25 protein-coding genes are annotated in these 19,406 nt (G+C 71.3%); 12 read left to right on the forward strand and 13 right to left on the reverse strand.

Going from position 1 to position 19,406, the window contains the following annotated elements:
• Nucleotides 1-27 precede the first annotated feature (27 nt).
• The 3 genes from ACLBWP_RS01920 to ACLBWP_RS01930 form a co-directional block, all read right to left on the reverse strand.
• The gene (locus tag ACLBWP_RS01920) at nt 28-333 is read right to left on the reverse strand and encodes a hypothetical protein (RefSeq protein ID WP_447653805.1); all 306 of its coding nucleotides are present in this window, start codon (nt 331-333) and stop codon (nt 28-30) included.
• 9 nt (nt 334-342) lie between these two features.
• A complete protein-coding gene (locus ACLBWP_RS01925) occupies nt 343-663 on the reverse strand; it encodes a hypothetical protein (RefSeq protein WP_447653806.1) in 321 nt (106 codons plus the stop codon).
• 95 nt (nt 664-758) lie between these two features.
• A complete protein-coding gene (locus ACLBWP_RS01930; RefSeq protein ID WP_447653807.1) occupies nt 759-1,922 on the reverse strand; it encodes an epoxide hydrolase family protein in 1,164 nt (387 codons plus the stop codon).
• 89 nt (nt 1,923-2,011) lie between these two features.
• Here ACLBWP_RS01930 and ACLBWP_RS01935 point away from each other — a divergent pair, with 89 nt between their 5' ends.
• From ACLBWP_RS01935 to ACLBWP_RS01945, 3 genes are read left to right on the forward strand one after another with little or no spacing between them, the layout of a single operon-like run.
• Nucleotides 2,012-2,608, forward strand: coding sequence for a TetR/AcrR family transcriptional regulator (locus ACLBWP_RS01935; protein ID WP_447653808.1), 597 nt, complete (start codon nt 2,012-2,014; stop codon nt 2,606-2,608).
• Between the two features lie 3 nt (nt 2,609-2,611).
• Nucleotides 2,612-3,568 carry a GNAT family N-acetyltransferase gene (locus tag ACLBWP_RS01940; RefSeq protein WP_447653809.1) on the forward strand — a complete coding sequence of 319 codons (957 nt, stop codon included), beginning with the start codon at nt 2,612-2,614 and terminating at the stop codon, nt 3,566-3,568.
• The gene (locus tag ACLBWP_RS01945) at nt 3,535-4,197 is read left to right on the forward strand and encodes a DUF3885 domain-containing protein (protein ID WP_447653810.1); all 663 of its coding nucleotides are present in this window, start codon (nt 3,535-3,537) and stop codon (nt 4,195-4,197) included. Before ACLBWP_RS01940 ends, ACLBWP_RS01945 begins: the two co-directional genes overlap by 34 nt.
• 66 nt (nt 4,198-4,263) lie before the next feature.
• Here the strand turns inward: ACLBWP_RS01945 and ACLBWP_RS01950 are convergent, their stop codons facing one another.
• Together ACLBWP_RS01950 and ACLBWP_RS01955 are read right to left on the reverse strand one after the other, a co-directional pair.
• Nucleotides 4,264-4,944, reverse strand: coding sequence for a response regulator (locus ACLBWP_RS01950; RefSeq protein ID WP_447653811.1), 681 nt, complete (start codon nt 4,942-4,944; stop codon nt 4,264-4,266).
• Nucleotides 4,941-6,617, reverse strand: coding sequence for an ATP-binding protein (locus tag ACLBWP_RS01955; RefSeq protein WP_447653812.1), 1,677 nt, complete (start codon nt 6,615-6,617; stop codon nt 4,941-4,943). Before ACLBWP_RS01955 ends, ACLBWP_RS01950 begins: the two co-directional genes overlap by 4 nt.
• Before the next feature lie 188 nt (nt 6,618-6,805).
• Between ACLBWP_RS01955 and ACLBWP_RS01960 the strand changes: the two genes are divergently transcribed.
• Together ACLBWP_RS01960 and ACLBWP_RS01965 are read left to right on the forward strand one after the other, a co-directional pair.
• Entirely contained in the window at nt 6,806-8,245 is a 1,440-nt protein-coding gene (locus ACLBWP_RS01960; protein ID WP_447653813.1) for a cation:dicarboxylate symporter family transporter, read from the forward strand.
• A 134-nt stretch (nt 8,246-8,379) separates the two neighbouring features.
• Nucleotides 8,380-8,796, forward strand: a complete 417-nt coding sequence (locus ACLBWP_RS01965; RefSeq protein ID WP_447653814.1) for a BLUF domain-containing protein — start codon at nt 8,380-8,382, stop codon at nt 8,794-8,796.
• Between the two features lie 10 nt (nt 8,797-8,806).
• Here ACLBWP_RS01965 and ACLBWP_RS01970 read toward each other — a convergent pair whose 3' ends face one another.
• Nucleotides 8,807-9,304, reverse strand: coding sequence for an AAA family ATPase (locus ACLBWP_RS01970; RefSeq protein WP_447653815.1), 498 nt, complete (start codon nt 9,302-9,304; stop codon nt 8,807-8,809).
• A 167-nt stretch (nt 9,305-9,471) separates the two neighbouring features.
• On the opposite strand from ACLBWP_RS01970, the gene ACLBWP_RS01975 reads away from it, so the two are divergent.
• Nucleotides 9,472-9,969 (forward strand): GNAT family N-acetyltransferase, encoded by a 498-nt coding sequence (locus ACLBWP_RS01975; RefSeq protein WP_447653816.1) that lies wholly within the window; start codon nt 9,472-9,474, stop codon nt 9,967-9,969.
• 76 nt (nt 9,970-10,045) lie between these two features.
• On the opposite strand, the gene ACLBWP_RS01980 is transcribed toward ACLBWP_RS01975, so the two are convergent.
• Nucleotides 10,046-10,573, reverse strand: a complete 528-nt coding sequence (locus ACLBWP_RS01980) for a cyclophilin-like fold protein (RefSeq protein WP_447653817.1) — start codon at nt 10,571-10,573, stop codon at nt 10,046-10,048.
• An 87-nt stretch (nt 10,574-10,660) separates the two neighbouring features.
• Between ACLBWP_RS01980 and ACLBWP_RS01985 the strand changes: the two genes are divergently transcribed.
• Complete coding sequence (locus tag ACLBWP_RS01985) at nt 10,661-11,533, forward strand: helix-turn-helix transcriptional regulator (RefSeq protein WP_243563373.1); 873 nt, start codon at nt 10,661-10,663, stop codon at nt 11,531-11,533.
• Entirely contained in the window at nt 11,530-12,735 is a 1,206-nt protein-coding gene (locus ACLBWP_RS01990; protein ID WP_447653818.1) for an MFS transporter, read from the forward strand. The genes ACLBWP_RS01985 and ACLBWP_RS01990 overlap by 4 nt, the downstream gene beginning before the upstream one ends.
• Nucleotides 12,736-12,737: 2 nt before the next feature.
• Here ACLBWP_RS01990 and ACLBWP_RS01995 read toward each other — a convergent pair whose 3' ends face one another.
• The gene (locus tag ACLBWP_RS01995; RefSeq protein ID WP_447653819.1) at nt 12,738-13,337 is read right to left on the reverse strand and encodes an N-acetyltransferase family protein; all 600 of its coding nucleotides are present in this window, start codon (nt 13,335-13,337) and stop codon (nt 12,738-12,740) included.
• 78 nt (nt 13,338-13,415) lie between these two features.
• On the opposite strand from ACLBWP_RS01995, the gene ACLBWP_RS02000 reads away from it, so the two are divergent.
• Nucleotides 13,416-13,985, forward strand: a complete 570-nt coding sequence (locus tag ACLBWP_RS02000) for a GNAT family N-acetyltransferase (protein ID WP_447653820.1) — start codon at nt 13,416-13,418, stop codon at nt 13,983-13,985.
• Nucleotides 13,986-14,090: 105 nt separating this feature from the next.
• The gene (locus ACLBWP_RS02005) at nt 14,091-14,570 is read left to right on the forward strand and encodes a hypothetical protein (protein WP_447653821.1); all 480 of its coding nucleotides are present in this window, start codon (nt 14,091-14,093) and stop codon (nt 14,568-14,570) included.
• An 86-nt stretch (nt 14,571-14,656) separates the two neighbouring features.
• On the opposite strand, the gene ACLBWP_RS02010 is transcribed toward ACLBWP_RS02005, so the two are convergent.
• The 4 genes from ACLBWP_RS02010 to ACLBWP_RS02025 all read right to left on the reverse strand — a co-directional run bounded on the left by ACLBWP_RS02010 (nt 14,657) and on the right by ACLBWP_RS02025 (nt 17,179).
• Nucleotides 14,657-15,355: a DUF4232 domain-containing protein gene (locus tag ACLBWP_RS02010; RefSeq protein WP_447653822.1), complete on the reverse strand. Its 699-nt coding sequence runs from the start codon at nt 15,353-15,355 to the stop codon at nt 14,657-14,659.
• An 81-nt stretch (nt 15,356-15,436) separates the two neighbouring features.
• Nucleotides 15,437-15,919: a GlxA family transcriptional regulator gene (locus ACLBWP_RS02015; RefSeq protein ID WP_447653823.1), complete on the reverse strand. Its 483-nt coding sequence runs from the start codon at nt 15,917-15,919 to the stop codon at nt 15,437-15,439.
• A gap of 12 nt (nt 15,920-15,931) precedes the next feature.
• Nucleotides 15,932-16,417 carry an AraC family transcriptional regulator gene (locus ACLBWP_RS02020; protein WP_447653824.1) on the reverse strand — a complete coding sequence of 162 codons (486 nt, stop codon included), beginning with the start codon at nt 16,415-16,417 and terminating at the stop codon, nt 15,932-15,934.
• Between the two features lie 123 nt (nt 16,418-16,540).
• The gene (locus ACLBWP_RS02025) at nt 16,541-17,179 is read right to left on the reverse strand and encodes an HD domain-containing protein (RefSeq protein WP_447653825.1); all 639 of its coding nucleotides are present in this window, start codon (nt 17,177-17,179) and stop codon (nt 16,541-16,543) included.
• A 192-nt stretch (nt 17,180-17,371) separates the two neighbouring features.
• Here ACLBWP_RS02025 and ACLBWP_RS02030 point away from each other — a divergent pair, with 192 nt between their 5' ends.
• Nucleotides 17,372-18,088, forward strand: coding sequence for an RNA polymerase sigma factor (locus tag ACLBWP_RS02030; protein WP_447653826.1), 717 nt, complete (start codon nt 17,372-17,374; stop codon nt 18,086-18,088).
• Nucleotides 18,081-18,962 (forward strand): hypothetical protein, encoded by an 882-nt coding sequence (locus tag ACLBWP_RS02035; protein WP_447653827.1) that lies wholly within the window; start codon nt 18,081-18,083, stop codon nt 18,960-18,962. Before ACLBWP_RS02030 ends, ACLBWP_RS02035 begins: the two co-directional genes overlap by 8 nt.
• 72 nt (nt 18,963-19,034) lie before the next feature.
• Here ACLBWP_RS02035 and ACLBWP_RS02040 read toward each other — a convergent pair whose 3' ends face one another.
• A complete protein-coding gene (locus tag ACLBWP_RS02040; protein ID WP_447653828.1) occupies nt 19,035-19,397 on the reverse strand; it encodes a hypothetical protein in 363 nt (120 codons plus the stop codon).
• Between the last annotated feature and the right edge of the window lie 9 nt (nt 19,398-19,406).

The following is a 19,406-nucleotide window of genomic DNA, read 5'->3' on the forward strand; positions in this document are numbered from 1 at the left end:
GCCGCGCGGCGTCGGGCGTCCAGCAGGTCAGCGTCGACGGATCGTCCCGGAACCGACCGGCAGCAGACCAGCGCGGTACTCGAACGCGTCGCCGTCAGCAGCGGCGGGGACGTCGACCGACGCCGAGCCGAACCGCCAGGCGCGGTTGTACAGGTAGACGCCGATCACGGTGCCACCACCGTCCGGCACCGCCCACGTGCCGTCGCCCCACTGCGCGGGGTGGCCGACACCGTCGATCGTGACGGTCGGGCGGGCGAACCACGTCAGGAGCGGTCGGACGAGTCGGAGCTCGACGCGTCGTCGCGTCGTCCCCGAGGGCAGCGTTGCATCCACCGCGGCAGCTTACGGGGTGCGTCGACGACCAGTGACCCGGCCGACCACCACGCCGAGCAGGAACAGCAGCACGCCCCGTGTGCTGCCGAGAGCCAGGCGGAGCAGGGCAGCCGTGAGCACGAGCAGTCCGAGGGCGATGAGCCCCACCACCGTCATCGCCGACACGACCGTCGCCCAGTTCAGCGCGAGGACCACCACCAGGGCGATCAGGGCGACGACGCCGGCGACCACCAAGAGTCGGCCGGCGCTCGGTGTCGGGCGGAGGTGCTGCGAGTCCGCAGCCGGGTGCGGGGCGACCACGACGGGCAGGGGTTGGGTGCGGGTGTCCATGACGGCAGTGTCCTGTGCCGGCGCCGGCCTGAGCGTCGGTCGTCGGTCGCACCGATGTGGCACCTGGGTACCGACCGGCGATCGCGTCGATGGCGTCAGACGGACGATCGCAGACCGGCCAGACCCGTCCGGAGCTGGTCGACGAGCACCGCGGGCTGCTCGAGAGCGGCGAAGTGCCCCCCGTGGTCGGCCTCGGCGAAGCGGACCAGGTCGGTGTACGCCTGCTCGACCCAGCTCCGTGGCAGCCGCGGGACGTCGTGTGGGAAAACGGTCACCGCGACCGGCAACGACAGCCTGGGTCCGGCCATCGTGGCGGTGCGGTTGTCCCAGTAGATCCGCGCTGACGACGCCGCGCTGTTCGTGAACCACGCGAGCGACACCTGGTCGAGGATCGTGTCCAGATCGATCGCGTCCTCGGCGCGTCCCGCGTTGTCCGTCTTGGACTGGTACTTCTCGTAGAGCCACGCCGCCTGTCCGACGGGCGAGTCGGCCAGGGCGAATCCGACCGTCTGCGGCTTCGTCCCCTGCAGGTGGTTCGATCCGCCGAGCTCCCCCGCGTACCGCGCAAGCCCGTCGACCGCGCGCTGCTCGTCGGCGGTCATCTGTTCGGGCAGAACCGACGGGAACGCGTAGGGCGTGCTGAGGTGGATGCCGAGCAGTCCATCCGGCCGCTGGGCCCCCAACGCCGTGGTGACTGCTGCTCCCCAGTCCCCTCCGTGTGCCGCCCAGGCCTCGTACCCAAGCCGTTCCATGAGCGTCGTCCAGGTCCGGGCGATCCGGTCGACCGTCCACCCGGTGTCGGTCGGCGCGGTGGTGAACCCCGCTCCGGGCAGGGACGGGACGACCACGTCGAAGGCGTCCGCCGGGTCACCGCCGAACGCCTGGGGATCGGTGAGCGGTCCGACCAGACGGAGGAAGTCCGCGTTCGATCCGGGCCAGCCGTGCGTCAGGAGCAGTGGCATCGCGCCGCGGACCGCCGAGCGGACGTGCAGGAAGTGCACGTCGACACCGTCGATCGGCGTCGTGAACTGCGGGATCGCGTTCATCGCGGATTCGAAGCGACGCCAGTCGTACCCGGAATGCCAGCGCTCGGCCAGCGCACGCAGGTCCGCCGTCCGGACCCCTTGCGACCAGTCCCCCACGGTCTCGACCGAGGGCCAGCGGGTCCGGTCCAGGCGTGCGTGCAGGTCGTCGATCGCCGCGTCCGGAACCGCGATGCGGAACGGACGGATGGCGGTGGGTGCTGCCGGTTCGGTCATGATGACTCCTCGATGGCGGTGGTCGGTGTCGGGTTGCACACCGGTGTGCAGCGTAGTTCGTTGCACAGGCGTGTGCAATGATGGGGTCCATGACGCCCAGCACCACGGGTCCCGGCTCGCCCGAGACCGAACAGCGCATCCTCGACGTGGCGATCGACGTGCTCGGGGCACGTCCGGATGCCGGCATGGGCGACGTGGCTGCCGCGGCGGGAGTGGTGCGACGCACGGTCTACGGGTACTTCCCCACCCGGGCGGACCTGGTGACGGCCCTGGCCCGATGCGCCGTCGACGAGATCGCTCGGGTGCTGACCACGTCCCACCCGCCGGAGGTGGCGGCCGACGCGGCATGGGCAGACTTCGTCGGTCGGCTGTGGCCGGTCGCGCACCGGTACCGGGTGCTCATCGTGCTGCGCCGTGGCGAGTTCGGTGCCGACATCCACGCGATCCTGCGACCGATCGAGACCCGGCTCACCGAACTCGTCGAACGTGGCCAGCGAGCGGGCGCCTTCGGGGACCACCTGCCCGCCGACGTCCTCGGCCAGCTGGCCTGGTCCGCGGTGTTCACGATCGCGGACGGCGACCACGATGACCGCCCCGTCCCGGTCGATGCCGCCGTTCACGCGACCCTCCTCCTGCTCGGAGTGGCACCGGAGCGCGCGCACGCACTCGCGCGGGACGCGGGCTGATCCATGCTCGAACTCGTCAGACCCCGTGCCGACCTGCACGAGCAGTGGCTAGCCGCTCACCGCGAGTGGGGTCCGGGCCTGCACGAGGACGGCTTCGGGATCGCGGCCGAGGACGACGTCGACTCGGAGCAGGGGTTCCGCCGCTGGGTCGACCTGCTCCGGCGCGACCCGACCGCGACGTGGTGGATCGTCGACGGCGACACGGTCCTGGGAGGCATCGCGCTGCGCGCCGCCCACGACCCTCGTGTCCAGCGCGACGGCCACCTGGGCTACGGCATCCGTCCGTTGGCGCGTGGTCGTGGCGTGGCCTCGTGGGCCGTGCGGCAGGTGCTTGTCCGCGCATCGTCGCTCGGGATCGACCCGGTCGTCGCCGTGTGCCTCGCCGACAACGCCGGCTCGGTCGCCGTGCTCGAGCGCTTCGCCTCGGCGTGGACGGCATCCGAGCGGCATGACGGCGTCGCGGTCCGCCGGTTCGGACTCATCGCCACGGGCGCTGGTCCGCTGCGACCGGGGAGCGCGGCGGACGTCGACGAGCTGCGGGCCTTCCTGCAGCGGGCGGACCTGACCATCGCGGGACTCGACGACCCGGGCCTGCGTGTGTGGGTCGAGCACGGACCCGACGGCGCGATCACGGGCAGCACCGGCTTCGAACGGAGCGCCGATGGCCAGCACGTGCTCGTGCGGAGCGTCGCGGTCGCCGAGGACGCACGTGCCGCCGGCGCGGGAACACGGCTGGCACGGTTCGCCCTCGCCGAGGCCGCCCGGAGTGGGGCGGAACGCGCGTGGCTCTTCTCGCGCCGGTCGGGTCCGTTCTGGAAGTCGCTCGGGTTCGTGCCCGCCGACCGCGACGAACTGGCGTCGAGGCTGGCTGACACGCAGCAGGTGCGGCTGTTCGCGGAGACCGGGCAGCTGGATCGGGAGATCGCGTGGACGATGCCGCTGACGGAGACCCCGTGCTGACCGTCGGGGCGGTACGCCGCGCGCTGACCAGGCGCGGATCGTTCCGCCGCGGCAAGGACAGCGCCCGGGCGGTGGAGCTCGGCGCACGGTGGGACGCTGCCTGGGACGTCCCGCCGCTTGGACACCTCCTGCGTCAGCGCCACGAGGACCGCTGGTTCCGAGTGTGGAGCCTGCCCGACGGCAAGCGGTACGCCGACACCGCGGACGAACACGCCGAGGTGCTCCGCCGGCACCGCACGGTCCTGGAGGCGCTGCTGCCCCCAGGCGGATCGGCCACCGTCATCGCCGCGGACTTCGGCGCAGAGGACATCGAGAGCGGCTGGACACGGTCGGCCTTGCCGGACCGCTGGCCGTGGCGCAGGTCCGATGACCACTGGGGGCTCGACGAGGATGACGACGTGCGTCGGTACTTGTGGGTGCAGGACATGCCGTCGGTCGACGCGCTCACCGAACTGCTGGTGGCAGCGGCTGACGACCGTGCGCAGTTCGTGGCGACCGGTCCGGACGCCACGTGGGTGTACTGCCCGTACGACGGCGGTGCCGACGTGATCGTGGCCGACTCGTCGATGCGTGACCGGCTGGCCGCGCGGTTCCGGAGCTGGGCGCCCTCCACGGCGCAGGGCCTGTAGGCCGGCAGCCAGCCGGACAGGTGCCCACCCACCGGAGCCGAGCCGGGCCTCCTGTCCGACGGCGCGTCAGCGCAACCAGCGGTACTCGTACTCCGGGCGGCCGGGGCCGCTGTGCCGGACGTCCTTGTCGGCCTGCCCGGCGGTGATCAGGTGCTCGAGGTACCGCCGCGCCGTCACGCGCGAGGTGCCCGTCGCGTCCGCCACCTCGGTCGCCGAGACGCCTGCGGCGGACGCCATCAGGACCGCCTGCACAGCGTCGAGGGTCTCACGGGCGATTCCCTTTGCCAGCTCGAACGGCGCGGACGGACGCAGGCTGCCCAGCCGTTCGTCGATGTCGGCCTGCGACAGTGACCGGCGGTCCTCGAAGCCGCGCCGGAACTCGCGGTAGGTCGTCAGCCGCTCGGCGAAGGTGCGGTAGCTGAACGGCTTGACCAGGTACTGCACGATGCCCAACGCGATCGCGTTCTTCACGCCCCGTGCGTCGTGCGCGGCGGTCACCGCGATCACGTCAACGGCGGACCCGGCGGTCCGCAGGGCGCGGACGAGCTGGAGGCCGTGGGCATCGGGCAGGGTGAAGTCCAGCAACACGAGATCCGGCTGTTCGGCCTGCACCGCCGCCAGCATGGCGCGTCCGGTGGCAGCGGACCCGACCACGGTGAACCCCTCGAGTCGCGCCACGTAGGCGGCGTGCGCCTCGGCCGTGAGCGGCTCGTCCTCGACGATGAGCACGCGGATCGTCTCGGTCATGCGGGCACCTGCTTCGCCGCGATGTCCACTGTGAAGCTGCTGCCGGCGGGCCCGGTGACGACGGTGATGTCGCCGCCGATCCGGGCGACCGTCGAGCGCACCAGGTCGAGGCCGATCCCCCGGCCCTCCGGGCCCGCCTGCTTGGTCGACCAACCGCGTTCGTACGCCGTGTCGACGTCGTCGATGCCCGGGCCGTTGTCTGCGACCGTGAGCCGGGTGCCGCCGTCCATCGTCGTCGCCACGGTGACGGTGACGCGCGAGCCGGGGCGGCCCCCTGTCGGCAGGTGCTGCTGATCGGTGACGGCGTCGAGGGCGTTGTCGATGAGGTTGCCGACCACGGTGATGAAGTCCGCCGCGGCGATCGGCAGCGCGCCGTGCAGGGCGGTCGTGTCGATCGCCAGGTCGACCCCGCGCTCGTGCGCCTGGGCGCGCTTGCCGTGCAGGACCGCGACGACGACGTCGGCGGTGGTGACGTCGTCGGTGGCGTGGGTGCCCGTGTCCGTGCTGACGGTGGCGTGGTCGCGTGCGTCCGCGTCCGCGCGGGGGTCGGTGTCGCCGTTCCGGTCGATCTCGTCGGACGCGAACCGGATCGCCTCGTCCACACGTCCGAGCTCCATGAGCGCCACGACGGCGTGCATCCGGTTGGCGAACTCGTGCGTCTGCGACCGCAGGGCGTCGGTGAGGGTCCGTGTGGCGGCGAGCTCGCCGGACAGGTGCAGCAGCTCGGTGTGGTCGCGGATCGTCGCCACCGTGCCGATCGGTCGGGCGGACCCGCGCGCGAACGCCATCTCCTGGTTGACCACGAGCACGCGATCCGTGGACACATGGGTCTCGTCGACGGCACGGTCGCCGGAACCGAGGACGTCGCGGAGCCCCTCGGGGACGTCGAGCGCCGCGACCGGGATCGGCTGCTGGGGGTCGGTCGGCTCGGGCAGGCGCAGCAGTTCCGCGGCCCGGTCGTTGTACAGCACGACCTGGCCGGCTCGGTCGATCACGACGAGTCCCTCGTGGACGGAGTGCAACACGCCCTCGTAGGACGCGAACACCCGTGCGAGCTCCTCGGGCCCACGTCCCGCGGTCACCCGGTTCAGGTACCGACTGAGCAGCCACGAGAACAGCGCCGACACCGCGACGATCGCCAGCGCCAGGGCGATCACCGACACCAGGCGGGGCACCAGCGCGGCACCGATGTTCGCGACCGTGACGCCGGCCGCGACCAGCCCGACCACCCGACCGTCCGAGTCGGTGATCGGTGTCACCGCCCGGACCGACGGCCCGAGCGTGCCGGCGAACGTCTCAGTGAACGTCCGACCGGCAAGCGCCGGTGCGATGGTGCCCTGGAACGGCCGACCGATCTCGGACCGGTCCGGATGCGTGTACCGCGTGCGGTCCGGCGCCATGATCGTGATGAAGTCCGTGTGCGTCGTCCGCATCAGGTCGAGCCCGTAGGGCTCGAGCCGCTTCGACGGGTCGCTGCCCTCGACCTGGTCGACCACGAACGGGTTGCGGGCGATGGCGACCGCGATGACGGTCGACCGGTCGGCAGCGTCCGCTTCGAGGTCCGCGCGGGCCGAGTGCCAGCTCCAGGCCCCGCCGACCACCACCCCGACGACGACGAACAGCAGTTGCAGCGCGAAGAGCCGCATGGCGATGCTCCATCGTCTCGGTGCCACTGTCCGACCCTCCTCGCTCCGTCGCGGGACCACCATTCTCGTGCACCGGGGACGTTCCTGCTGCGATCCGTGAACGCAATGAACGCAAGTCACGGACCAGGACCGATCCGCGCGAAGGTGGACCCGCTCCCGACGAGCACGAGCGGACCGGTGCGACGCAGCCCCGGTCCTGAGGACAAGGAAGTCTCATGGCATCGACGCACGCGTCCCCCGCACGGCCCGGCAGGCGCCGCGGGCTGGACCGTTCCCACTGGCTGTACATCGCTGTCATCGTGGCGGTCGCCGCCGGGATCGTCGTCGGACTGACCGCGCCGACCTTCGCCGTCGGGCTGAAGCCCATCGGCGACGGGTTCATCGCGCTGATCAAGATGATGATCGCGCCGGTGATCTTCTGCACGATCGTGCTCGGCGTCGGCTCGATCGCCAAGGCAGCGACGGTGGGCAAGGTCGGCGGGCTCGCGCTCGGGTACTTCATCGTGATGTCGACCTTCGCGCTCGCGATCGGGCTGGTCGTCGGCAACCTCATCCACCCCGGCGACCACCTTGACATGTCGAACGCGCGGTACGAGCTGCCGGCCGGCAGCAGCGAGGACGCGTCCTCGACGAGCGGCTTCCTGCTGGGGATCATCCCCGCGACGCTGGTGTCCTCGCTGACCAGCGGCAGCATCCTGCAGACGTTGTTCGTCGCGCTGCTGGTCGGGTTCGCGCTGCAGGCGATGGGTCCCAAGGGTGCACCGATCCTGACCGGTGTGCGCCACCTGCAGGCGCTGGTGTTCCGCATCCTGGCGATGGTGATGTGGGTCGCTCCGGTCGGTGCGTTCGGCGCGATCGCGGCCGTGGTCGGCGCCACCGGGGTCTCGGCCCTCGTCGCCCTCGGCACGCTGATGATCGCCTTCTACATCACCTGCATCGTGTTCGTCGTCGGGGTGCTCGGCACGCTGCTGCGGGTCGTCACCGGCGTGAACATCTTCCGGCTCATGAAGTACCTGGGCCGCGAGTACCTGCTGATCGTGTCGACGTCCTCGAGCGAGGTCAGCCTGCCCCGGCTCATCGCGAAGATGGAGCACCTGGGCGTCTCGAAGCCCGTCGTCGGCGTCACCGTGCCGACCGGATACTCCTTCAACCTCGACGGCACGGCCATCTACCTGACGATGTCCTCGCTGTTCATCGCGAACGCCCTCGGCACACCGCTGAACATCCCCGAGCAGATCTCGCTGCTGGTCTTCATGATCATCGCGTCGAAGGGCGCCGCCGGCGTCACCGGGGCCGGACTCGCGACCCTGGCCGGCGGACTGCAGGCGCACCGCCCGGACCTGGTCAACGGCGTCGGCCTGATCGTCGGCATCGACCGGTTCATGTCCGAGGCGCGTGCGCTGACGAACTTCACCGGCAACGCGGTCGCCACGGTGCTGGTCGGCACGTGGACCCGGCAGATCGACAAGGACCAGGTCGAGCGCGTGCTGTCCGGGACGGCACCGTTCGACGAGCGCACCATGTCGGCCGACGACCACGGCACACCGACCGACACCGAGTCCACCCCCGGTGCTGCCGGAGAACGGATCTCGACCGAGGCCGTCCGCACCATCGTCGAGCCGGAGCACTCGTCCGCCGCACCAGATCGTCGCTGACCGGCTCGGTGACCGCGGTCGGCTCCGCGCACCGCGTGCCCGTCACGAGCGGCAGCTGACACCGCGCGGACGCAGCGTGCGGGGATCGTCCTACACCGGGCGTCGCACTGGACGGACGGTGTTCGATGGGCCGCATGCTGTCCCTGACCTACTCCAGCGTCGCCACGAGCACCCTCGAACCCGCCGACCTGACCGCGCTGCTCACGCAGAGCCGTGCGTCGAACGAGCACACCGGCATCACCGGCATGCTGCTGTTCCGGAACGGCTACTTCCTGCAGGTGCTCGAGGGGCCTGACGCCCAGGTCCGGCAGAAGATGCGCACCATCCGCGACGACCCCCGGCACACCAAGGTCACCGTGCTGCTGGAGGAGGTCATCGAGGACCGAGAGTTCCCAGAGTGGACGATGGGCTTCCCGTCCGAGCAGGAGCTCGAGGACGTGCCGGGGTACCGCGCGACGTTCGACGACCTGGACTCGCACGACGGCGACGCCATGTCCGCGGTTCCCGCGGTCCGTCAGCTGGTGCGCTGGTTCCGCCAGCGCGCCGCCTGACCTGACCGGTTCAGGCGCTGAGCCACACCGCGCGGACACGGTCCAGCTGTTGGTCGACGCTGAGATCCCCGACGTCGAGCACCACGTCGACGGGCGGCGGCGAGGCCGTCATCCGGTGCAGCAGCGTGAACTCGTCGTCCGTCAGGTACCCCGGTCTCGTCGCCGCACGCTCGCGGGCAGCGTCGAGGGTGATGGCCAGGTGGACGACGAGGCACCCCGGCAGACCGCTCCGGTAGCGCGGGAGCGTTGCGTGCGTGACCACGTCCGCCACCACGACGTCGAACCCGTCCCTGCGCAGGTTCCGCCCGACGGCGCTGACGTTCTCCGTCGCCAGCAGGTGCTGCGCGCGGCCCTCGTCCGCGGACCAGAGCGGCGCATCGCCCGCGACGACGAACTGTCGCACGTCGTCGGCGTCGATGAACGCGGCGCGCTCACGTTCGAGGGCCAGGGCACGCCCGCAGGTCGTCTTCCCGACGGCGGGACTCCCGGTCAGGATCAACGGTCGCATCGCGTCGAGTCCTTCCGTGGCGTCGAGGACGGCGGTACCGTCCTCAGCATGGACTGCTTCGCGAGCTGGCGCACCCGCCACTGAAGGAACGGCCGAACCGGCCGCACGGCCTCCCCGCGACCCCGCCGGGAGGACTTCTTCAGCATGCTCACGAAAGGCTCAGCCCCATGCACGTCCGCGACTGCACGACGTCCGATCTGCCAGCGCTCGTCGACCTGACGATCGAGGTCTTCCGGCCGCTCTTCACGGGATCGCTCCTGGAACTCCGTCCCGAGGTCACCCGGCACGACCACGGGCAGTGGGAGGACGACTACCGGGCAGAGGTCCCGTCCCTGCTCGACCCCGAACACGAGCGCTTCATCACGCTCGCCGAGGTCGACGGTCGCATCGCCGGGTACGTCGGATGGGACGTCATCGACAGCACCTCCGGGCGACTCGAGATGGTCGCCGTCCATCCCGCAGCTCGGCGCACCGGTGTGGCACGGACGCTGTGCGCGACCGTCATCGACCGCCTGCAGGAGCGCGGCGTCGAGGTCGTCCACATCGGCACCGGTGGCGACGACTTCCACGCACCGGCCCGAGCGCTCTACGAGTCGCTCGGGTTCACGGCGCTGCCGACGGTCGACTACGCGCGCGCACTGTCGGGGTCCGGCAGCGGCCGCTGACCGCGACCAGCTGACGGACAGGAGGCGCGGTGCCAGCTGGCACCGGTCCTCCTGTCCGGTGGTCAGCGCGACCCGATCACCGGTCGCGTTCGATACGGACCGAGAACGTGCCCTGCTGGTCCGCGACCAGGTCGGTGGGGCCGTCGAAGGTGCCGATCCGGATGATGCCGGGGAACGCTCCGACGTCGCCGTTGTAGAGCACCAGGTCGGCCTGGGGTGCGTAGTACCCGATGTCGCCCGGTTCGGGGTCGCCGCGTTCGGGGGCGCCGGTGGTGTCGAGCGGGGTGTCGAGGTGGCTGGTCTTCTCGAGGTCGTCGTGGGGGCCGAACCGCAGAGTGACCGGCAGGCGTGAGACCAGGTCGCGCGCGGTCGGGTTGTCGGCCAGCGTGCCGGTGGTGGTCGTGCCGCCGATCGTCAGGCGGATCGGGGTGGTGCCTCCTGGCTCGGGAGCCGCGCTGCCGCTCGGTGTCGCGCTCGAGGACGGCGCACCGGGGGCGGGATCACTCGGCGACGAGCCGCTCGCGGTCGAGCACCCGGCGACAGCGATCGATGCGGCGGCCACGGACAGGGCGGACAGGGTCCGAGCGTGACGGGAAGGGGTCATGCGTCCACGGTAGGAGTGCGCCAGCGGGTGCTGGGGTTCCCCGTCGTGGCACCCTTCCGGACCCGCATCGGGCCTACGGTCGGTGGCATGACGAACAACCCAGAGGTCCGCGACTTCCTGACGTCGCGTCGCGCCCGGGTGCGACCGGAACAGGTCGACCTGCCCGGCGGCCCCGGACGACGCGTGCCGGGGCTGCGTCGCGGCGAGGTCGCGATGCTCGCCGGTGTCAGCGTGGAGTACTACGCCCGGATCGAACGTGGCGAACTGGGCGGGGTCACGGACGTCGTCCTCGAGGCGATCGCCGCAGCGCTGCGGTTCGACGAGTCCGAACGCGCGCACCTGTTCGACCTGGCTCGGACGGCGAACAGCTCGCCGGTCCGCCAGCGTCGTGCGGCGTCCGGTGCTGCTGCCCTGCGCCCGTCGATGCGGTTCGTCGTGGACGCGATCACCGACGCCGTCGCCTTCGTGCAGAACGGCCGGCTGGACATCGTCGCCGCGAACCCGCTGTGCCGGGCGCTGTACGCGGACGTCTTCGCCGCCGAACCGGACCAGCCGAACTTCGCGCGCTTCAACTTCCTGCACCAGGACCGCTCGCGCCGCTTCTACACGGACTGGGACGGCGCTGCCGACACCTCGGTCGCGATGCTGCGGACCGCGTCGGGGCAGAACCCGCACGACAAGGGGTTGCAGGAGCTGATCGGTGAGCTCAGCACCCGCAGCGACGACTTCCGGGCGAAGTGGGCCAAGCACGACGTCCGGCTGCACGGCTCCGGGCTGAAGACATTCCGGCACCCGCTGGTCGGCGACGTCGAGCTGTCCTTCGAGAACCTGGCGCCGATCGAGGGTGCCGGTCTGAACCTGCTCGTGTACACCGCCGAGCCGGGATCGCGGAACGCCGAGGCCCTGCAGCTGCTGGCGAACTGGAGTCGGACCGAGGCCGTCACCGGGGCGCAGTCGTGACGCGGCTGCCGTTCCTGGTCTACGTCCTGGCGCTCGGCACGTTCCTGATGATCACGTCGGAGTTCGTCGTGGCGGGGATCCTGCCCGAGATCGCCGGCGACCTGCGGATCTCGTTGGCGCACACCGGTCTGCTGATCACGGTGTTCGCCGTCGGGATGATCGTCGGCAGTCCGACGATGACGCTGCTGACCCTGCGGATGCCGAAGCGCCTGACGCTCGTGCTCGCCCTGGTGGTGTTCATCATCGGCCACGTCGTCGTCGCGACCGGGTCGCACTTCGGCACGCTGCTCGCCGCCCGGTTCCTGACGGCACTGGCTGCCGGGGCGTTCTGGGCGGTCTCCGCCGTGGTGGCCTCGGACGCCGCCGGCCCTGGGCTCGGTTCACGCGCCCAGGGCATCGTCGGCGCAGGCGGGTCGCTCGGCACCGTCATCGGCGTGCCGGTCGGCGCGGTGCTCGCGCAGCTGCTCGGGTGGCGCGGGACGTTCTGGGCCATCGCCGCAGCCGCCGTCGTGGCTGCGGTGCTGGTCGCCCGGTTCGTGCCGCACAGCCGCGTGACGGGCACGGTGTCGATCCGTGGGCAGTTCGCCGGGCTGCGGTCGGGGCGGCTGTGGCTCGTGCTGGCCGCCTGCGCGACGACGACCGGCGGTGTGGTGGCGGCCTACTCGTACATCGCGCCGCTGCTCACCGACCAGGCCGGAGTCACCTCGGCCGCCGTACCGCTCGTCCTCACCGGCTTCGGTGTCGGCTCCTTCGTCGGCACCGTGCTCGGCGGCCGGCTGGGCGACCGGCACCCGCACCTGGTGACCGTCATCACGCCGGCGGTCAGCACGGTGCTGCTGCTGGGCATCGGGACGGTGTCCGGGCTGCCGTGGGTGACGACAACGCTGATGGTCGTGCTCGGGCTGTTCGGCCTCAGCGCGAACGGGGTGCTCATCCACCTGGCGGTCCGTGCTGCCGGGTCCGCCGCGACGCTCGGGTCGGCCTTCACGGTGTCGTCGTTCAACCTCGGCACCGCGGTGGGCACCGCGATCGCCGGCGCGACGCTCGGCGCACTCGGGGTCGCGGGGCCGGCGCTCATCGGCGCGGTGATCGTGGCGCTGACCGTCGTGCCGACGCTCGTGCTGGCACGGGTCGCGCTGCGGGACAGCCGTGGTGCCGCCGCTGGCGAGCCAGCGCAGGACACGATCGACGCCCGGGCCTGACGTCAGGTCGCGTGGTCCTCGAGCGTGACCCACTCCTCGTCGCGGACGTACCCGAGCGTGTCGCCCGCAGCCAGGATCGCGGCGTTGTCCATCGATCCTCCCGTGCGGAACCGGACCACGCCGTCGTCCAGGAGCGCAAGCAGTGACGCCGCCTTGACGGCCGTCCCCAGGCCCCGCCCGCGCCAGTCGGGGTGCACCACCGTGAAGTCCGTTTCAGCCCGCCGACGCGTCTGATCGACGTCGACGTCGACGTCGACGTACGTCATCGCGACGAGCTCGCCGTCCGCCTCGACGGCGCCGAACGCCCGCCGGGAGGCCGACGGCGTCGCACTCCGCTGGTCGAGCGGCGTGTGCTGGGTCGCCACGCTGCCGGGGTAGTCCCCGATCGTCGCGCGGTCGAGCCGGAGCACGGCGTCGACGTCTGCCGGCCCGAGCTCGCGGACGGTGCAGACCGCGTCGGCGACGAGCTGTCGGAATCGCGGGCGGTCGATGCGCGCCGCATCCAGGTGCGCGCCGAACGACCGCGCGACCACGACCCACCCCTGTGACTCCCGCGTGATGTGTTCCACGCTCTGCGCCGGCACCACGATCGTCTCCCCCATCCCACGATCCTCGCACGCGGTCCGCCGTCGCCGTCCCCTGCACCGAGACGACCGGAACGGCTTCGCTACCGTGGCGGGATGACCGTGCAGCTCACCCGGATGGACCCGGCCGGCGCGGACCGGCAGGCGCTGGTCGCGTTCCTGACGACCGAGGAGTTCCCGTTCCACGTCCGGCGCACGATCAGCGTCGAGGATGCCCAGCGGGCGATCGACGACGGTGCCTGGCGCGACGACGACCACGACTCGTTCTGGCTCGACTCCGACGAGCACGGCCGGTTCGGTGTGGTCCGGTTGGAGGACGTCGCCGACCCCGTGCCGCTGTTCGACCTGCGCATCTCGGGCACGCATCGTGGCCGCGGTCTCGGGGTGCCCGCGCTCCGAGCGACCACCGACCACGTGTTCCGGACCATGGTCGACGCGGAGCGGTTCGAGGGGCAGACGCGCGAGGACAACACCGCGATGCGGCGCACGTTCCTCGGCGCCGGGTGGGTGAAGGAGGCGCACTACCGAGCGGGATGGCCGGTCGAGGGCGGTCCCGCGCTCGCCTCGGTCGGGTACGGCATGCTCCGCGCGGACTGGGAGTCCGGCACGACGACCCCGGTGCCGTGGGACGACGACCCGATCACCGGTGGTCGCGGCACTCGCTGATCCGGGTCCGCCGAGGGACGATCACTTGACGACTGGTTGTCAGGATCCGCCGCGGTCCGACATCTCCAAGTGAGCACATCTCGTCTCGATCACCGGAGGGCCGCCATGCACCGCACCACTCGCACACTGACCGCACTGTCCGCCATGGCGCTGCTCGCGGCGTTGGCCGGCTGCGCCACGACGACCGCGGCAGTCTCCGGACCGACCGCCTCCAACGCCGACAGCGCGACCCCGACGGCGACCGCGGCGGCAGACCCGGTGACGGCGCGCCCCACCACGCCGCCGACCCCGACTCCCGTGTCCGCACCGACGCCGACTGCGGCACCGGCGGCCCCGGCCGCTGTCCCGACGCTCGCGCAGCACGTCTACCAGGAGTGCAGCAAGGGCGCAGAGGACGCCGGTGTCACGCTGACCTTCACCGCCAACCCCTCCGGGTACACGGCAGCAGACGGCCACTACCAGCTCGTCTACCCGTTCACGTTCAACGACGGGCACACCGATCCGTGGGCGATCTACAACTGCGGGCTCACCGACGACACGGCGCAGTCCACGTTCCTGGGCGGCGGGCTCTCCGACAGTCACTGACGTGGACGCGACGGACGGGAGGCGGGGTGCCAGCTGGCACCGCGCCTCCCGTCCGTCGCATCACCGGGTCAGAGCATCGCCCGGCGTCAGAACGACGCGAGCGCGCTCGTCCTGAGCTGGTGCACGCCGGTGGACGCGCACGCCTCGAACGTGGACCCCGACGCGCCGACGAACAGCGCCTGGCGCGACCCCGGCGGGATGACACGGAAGCCGTCGATCACGCGCGGCTCGCAGGTGGCGGAGTCCCAGTTGCCGGCGTGCGCGATGGTGACGATCGCCTGCACCTCGCCGCCCGGGTGGAGGGTCTGCGTGGTGTGGGGCGTCGATCGGTCCAGGGTGGCCGCAGTGCCGATCTGGGTGCCGTTGCCGCCGCCCACGAACGAGACGCCGGGCCAGCCCTGCAGGGTGCAGGTCGCGGCGGACTCGTTGTGCAGGATGATCGCGACGGGCTGGGCGCCAGCCGTCGCCGGCCCTCCGTCGGCAACGGAGCCGGACAGCTGCGACGTGGCGCACCGACCCCCGGCCGAGGACCCGCCGGACGACGAGCCCGCCTGCGTGCCCGACGCCGCCGAGCCGCGCGTCGCCGAGGTCGGCGCTGCGGCGGCCGACCGGGTGGGCGCAGCGGTGGGCGTTCGGGTCGGGGTGCTCGCGGCCGACGTGGCGGTTGCGGGCGGTGTGGTCGTCGGCTGCGCGCCGGCATCGGCGCCGGAGCACCCGGTCAGCAGGACCGTCAGGGCGGCGACACCGATGGCCGGCAGGATCATGCGCGTTCGCTTCGTGGTCATGCTCCGACCCTGCCGGGTGGGCGTGGCGCGACCGCGGCAGCCGTGTGTCAGTCCGGTGGCAGGACAAACAGGAAGTCCGGGTCAGCTGCGCTTGGCAGTCGCGAACCGCTGCTGGTACGTGGTCGGCGGGACACCGACGCGCGCGACGAAGATCCGTCGGAGCGTCTCGGGATTGCCGAAGCCGGACCGTTGTGCCGTCTCGGTGACCGAGTACCCAGAGGCCAAGGCGGCCTTCGCGGCGTCCAGGCGGATGCTCTCGACGAACTTCGACGGAGTCGTCGCAAGCTCGACGCGGAAGACCCGGTTCAGTTGGCGCACGCTCATGCTCGCCAGCTCCGCCATGATGCCGACCGAGTACTCCCGAGCAGGGTCGCTCTTCACCAGGTCGGTCACGTCACGGAGCGCGGACGAGCGCGGAGCCGGACCCTGTAACGACGCCGAGAACTGCGACTGGCCGCCGGACCGCTGCATGAACACGACGAGGGACTGCGCCACCCGCCGAGCCAGGTCGGACCCCAGGTCGTCCTCCACCATCGCCAGTGCCAGATCGATCCCCGCGGACACCCCGGCCGAGGTTTACACCTGCCCGTCACGGACGTAGATCGAATCGGGCTGCACGTCAACGTCAGGGTAGAGCGACGCGAGCAGCTGCGTGTGTCGCCAGTGGGTCGTCGCCCGCCGTCCGTGCAACAGTCCGGCTGCCCCCAGGACGAATGCACCCGTGCAGATCGAGGCCAAGCGGTCCGTCGTCTCGGCGAGCAGGCGCGTCGCCTTCCGGAGCTCGTCGCTGACGGGTGCAGTCGGGAAGACGTCCCCTCCGGAGACCAGGACCGTGTCGACGCGGTCCAGGTCCGCTGCGGCCGCCGCCACCGGCAGCTCGATGCCGATCGACGTGCTGACCGGCCTGCCGTCGGGCGAGACGATCACCACGTCGTACCGAGCACCGAACGCGTTCGCCTCCGCGAAGACCTCGGCAGGTCCGGAGACGTCCAGCATCTTGATGCCGTCGAAGACCAGGATCCCGACGCGGTGACGGCGGGACGTGCCGTGGTGGTCGGTCATCTCCGGACACTCCGTTCTCGCGCTGTCGTCGGCTCGTTCGGGCTGCCCGGTCTGTGCAGCAGGAGGGTCATCCTCGCACGCCCGCCCGACCACGTGGTCGTCACGGCACTCTCGCGGCGGCGGTCAGTCGGCCCAGGCGGAGTTCGTGATGACGTCCACGAAGTCGACGTGGCGGAAGCCGCTGTCGAAGTACTCGAGGACGTCGGCGTTCACGGTGCCGAAGGTCGTGTCCGGGCGGTGCTGGAAACCGTCGTTGAAGGCCGAAAGGATCTGCCGCTTGAAGTCGGGACGCGGGTGCGCAGCCGTGACTTCGTGGATGTGTGTTTCGGAGATGCGGTCGAGGTGCAGGCCGAGCACGTCTGCCTCCACGCCCGCGGTGGTCGCCGCGATCTCCGGCGCCAGGTGGTATGGCACCTCTGGAGTCGTGTGCAGGGCGATGGCCGTCCATACCGTCAACGCATCAGCGTCGCCCCGACCCTGTCGGCGGAGGAAGTCTCGCGCATGGTCGGCGCCGTCAATCTCGAAACGCTGGGTCATGTCCTGGTACTGGGGCACGAGTCCGAGGTCGTGGAAGAGCGCGGCCACGTACAGCAGCTCCGGGTCCGGAGCGATGCCGAGCGCCTCGGCCTGCAGGCTGCCGAACAGGAAGACACGGCTGGAGTGGTGGAACAACAGGTCCGGCGTGGTGTCCCGGACCAGTTGCGTGGCCTCGGCGGCGAGGGTCGAGTCCGGGATGGTGATGCCTGCGATGGTCGTGCGCATGGTGGTCCACTTCCGCTGGTGGTCTCTCCGGGCACGGTGCCGCGGTGATCGACCATGGCCACGATCGCTCGGGCGGGCCAGCGGGCGCACCAGTCGACAGGCCAGGCATCCCACACATCTGGCCATGTCCGGCCGGTGGCTCGTTCCCGACGGTTGTGGGCCGGATTTGCGGGGCGGGGTCGGCCGTCGTTCGTGACCCTGAACCTGGTCGCCCACGACCCGGATGGTCAGACGGACTCCGACACGCCACGTTGCACATCGCCGTCGGCCGGACACAAACAGGTGAACGACCGAAAGGAACCCCCCTTGGCCCCCGATTTCACAGCGCTCTACCGTGAGCACTACCCGGCCGTCCTGCGCTTCGTCAGGCGTCGGGCAGCGCTCGCCGAAGTCGACGACATCGTCGCCGTGACGTTCACGACCGCTTGGCGCAAGCAGGACGAACTGGCCGTCGCGCCGCTCCCTTGGCTCTACCGGACCGCTCGCAACACGATGCTCAACGCAGCGCGTGCAGCAGGACGACGCTCAGCACTGCACGTGCAGCTCGCGCAGGACGCGGCGATCGACGTCGTCCGCGACCCGGCGGTACTCCTCGGCGAACGGCAGCGTCTGACGGAGGCCTGGCGTCACCTCGATCCGCTCGATCGTGAGGTCCTGGCGCTGCAGGCGTGGGAGGGCATGACCGCCGCACAGTCGGCAGCCGTCATCGGCATCTCCCGCGCCGCGTGCTCGATGCGCTCGTCTCGGGCACGCCGGCGGCTGGCGACCCTGCTCGCCGCCGCGGATGCGGACGCGTCTGGCTCTCAGCCCCCGACCGACCGTCCGGCACCGACCAGCAACCATTCCACGTCCACATCCACATCCACATCCACATCCACCGCCACGAACGGAGCCGACACCCATGTCTGACGTCCTCGAGACCCTGCGCCGCCACGACCCCGACCCGGCCAGGTCGCTCACCCCGGCGGAGGCTGACCGAGCGGAGCGACTGCTCCGCCAGATCATCGCGGGCCCGCCAGCGCTGGCCGTCACCACCCTCGGCTCGTCACGCTCCGGGCCACGTCGTGTTTGCACGTGGGTCCTCGTCGGCGCGATCACGGCGACGGCCGCGGTCGGCGGTGTCGCGATGGTGAACGGGGGGCCGCTCACGGATCTGGTGCACGTCCTGGGCGGCTCGCACACCAACCCGTCGCTCACCAGTGCGGACATCGGAAGCTGGACGCCCACGCCGTCAACTGTCCCCAGTCGGGTCGACGTGCACGGGGTTGCGTTGCAGTGCCTCGAGCGGCTCAGCGACACGACCACGCCTGCGGCGACCCGCGCCGACACGACCATCACCAACGTCGAGCAGCGCGGGTCGGTGACCAGTCTCATCGCCGCGAGCAGCACCCAGGGCAGACGGGTCTGGTGCCTCGCCGACGCGTCAGGCGTGGTCACGGTCGAGCTCATCGACACGACGAAGAACCCCCTTCCGGCAATCAGTGCTGACCGGGTTGAGCTGGAGACGTTCCAGCAACACGGCGACGACGACACCGGGACGATGAGTGCCTACGGGCAAGCGGGCTCGGACGTCACGGCGCTCACCGTGACCGTGCCCGGCCGGCCGGCCACAGCGACTGCGGTCGACGACGGCATCTGGTCGCTCTGGTGGCCGGCGTCGCGATCGGGCGCGGCGATGGACCTGCGTCAGGTGCAGCTGCGCTGGACGACGAAAGACGGCGCGCGGCATGCGGGGAATGCGCAGGACCTGGTCTGGGACGCCGACCGGAAACCGGCTGACTGACGGACAGGAGGCGCGGTGCCAGCTGGCACCGCGCCTCCTGTCGGTCGTCTGGTCGCGTCGCGACCCGCGTGGCTACGGTCGCTCGTCGACCAGGGCGACGAAGCGGCTGCCGATGCCTTCGACCTCGCGGCGGGTGAGGCCGGCCGTCGGATCCGGTGCCTGGTACGGGGCGTGGTAGTCGCACATCAGGTGGTCCCAGTCGGGCCACCACTTCTTCGGCCGCGCGGTCTCGGCGTAGCCACACACCACGCACTCCAGCTGGACCCAGACCTTCTTGGTGCCCGTCCGGTTGGCGCGGGACTGGACGAGCCACGCGGGCGGGTCCTGCTCGATCGCCGTCAGGTCGGCTTCGCTCAGCCGTGCGGGGAGCCCGTGGTGCGTCGCCATCTCGAGCGGGATGTCGAGTCGAACGGCGGCGTCACGTCGGGAGAGCATCCGACCAGC

It is taken from the genome of Microbacterium sp. M1A1_1b (assembly GCF_053345565.1).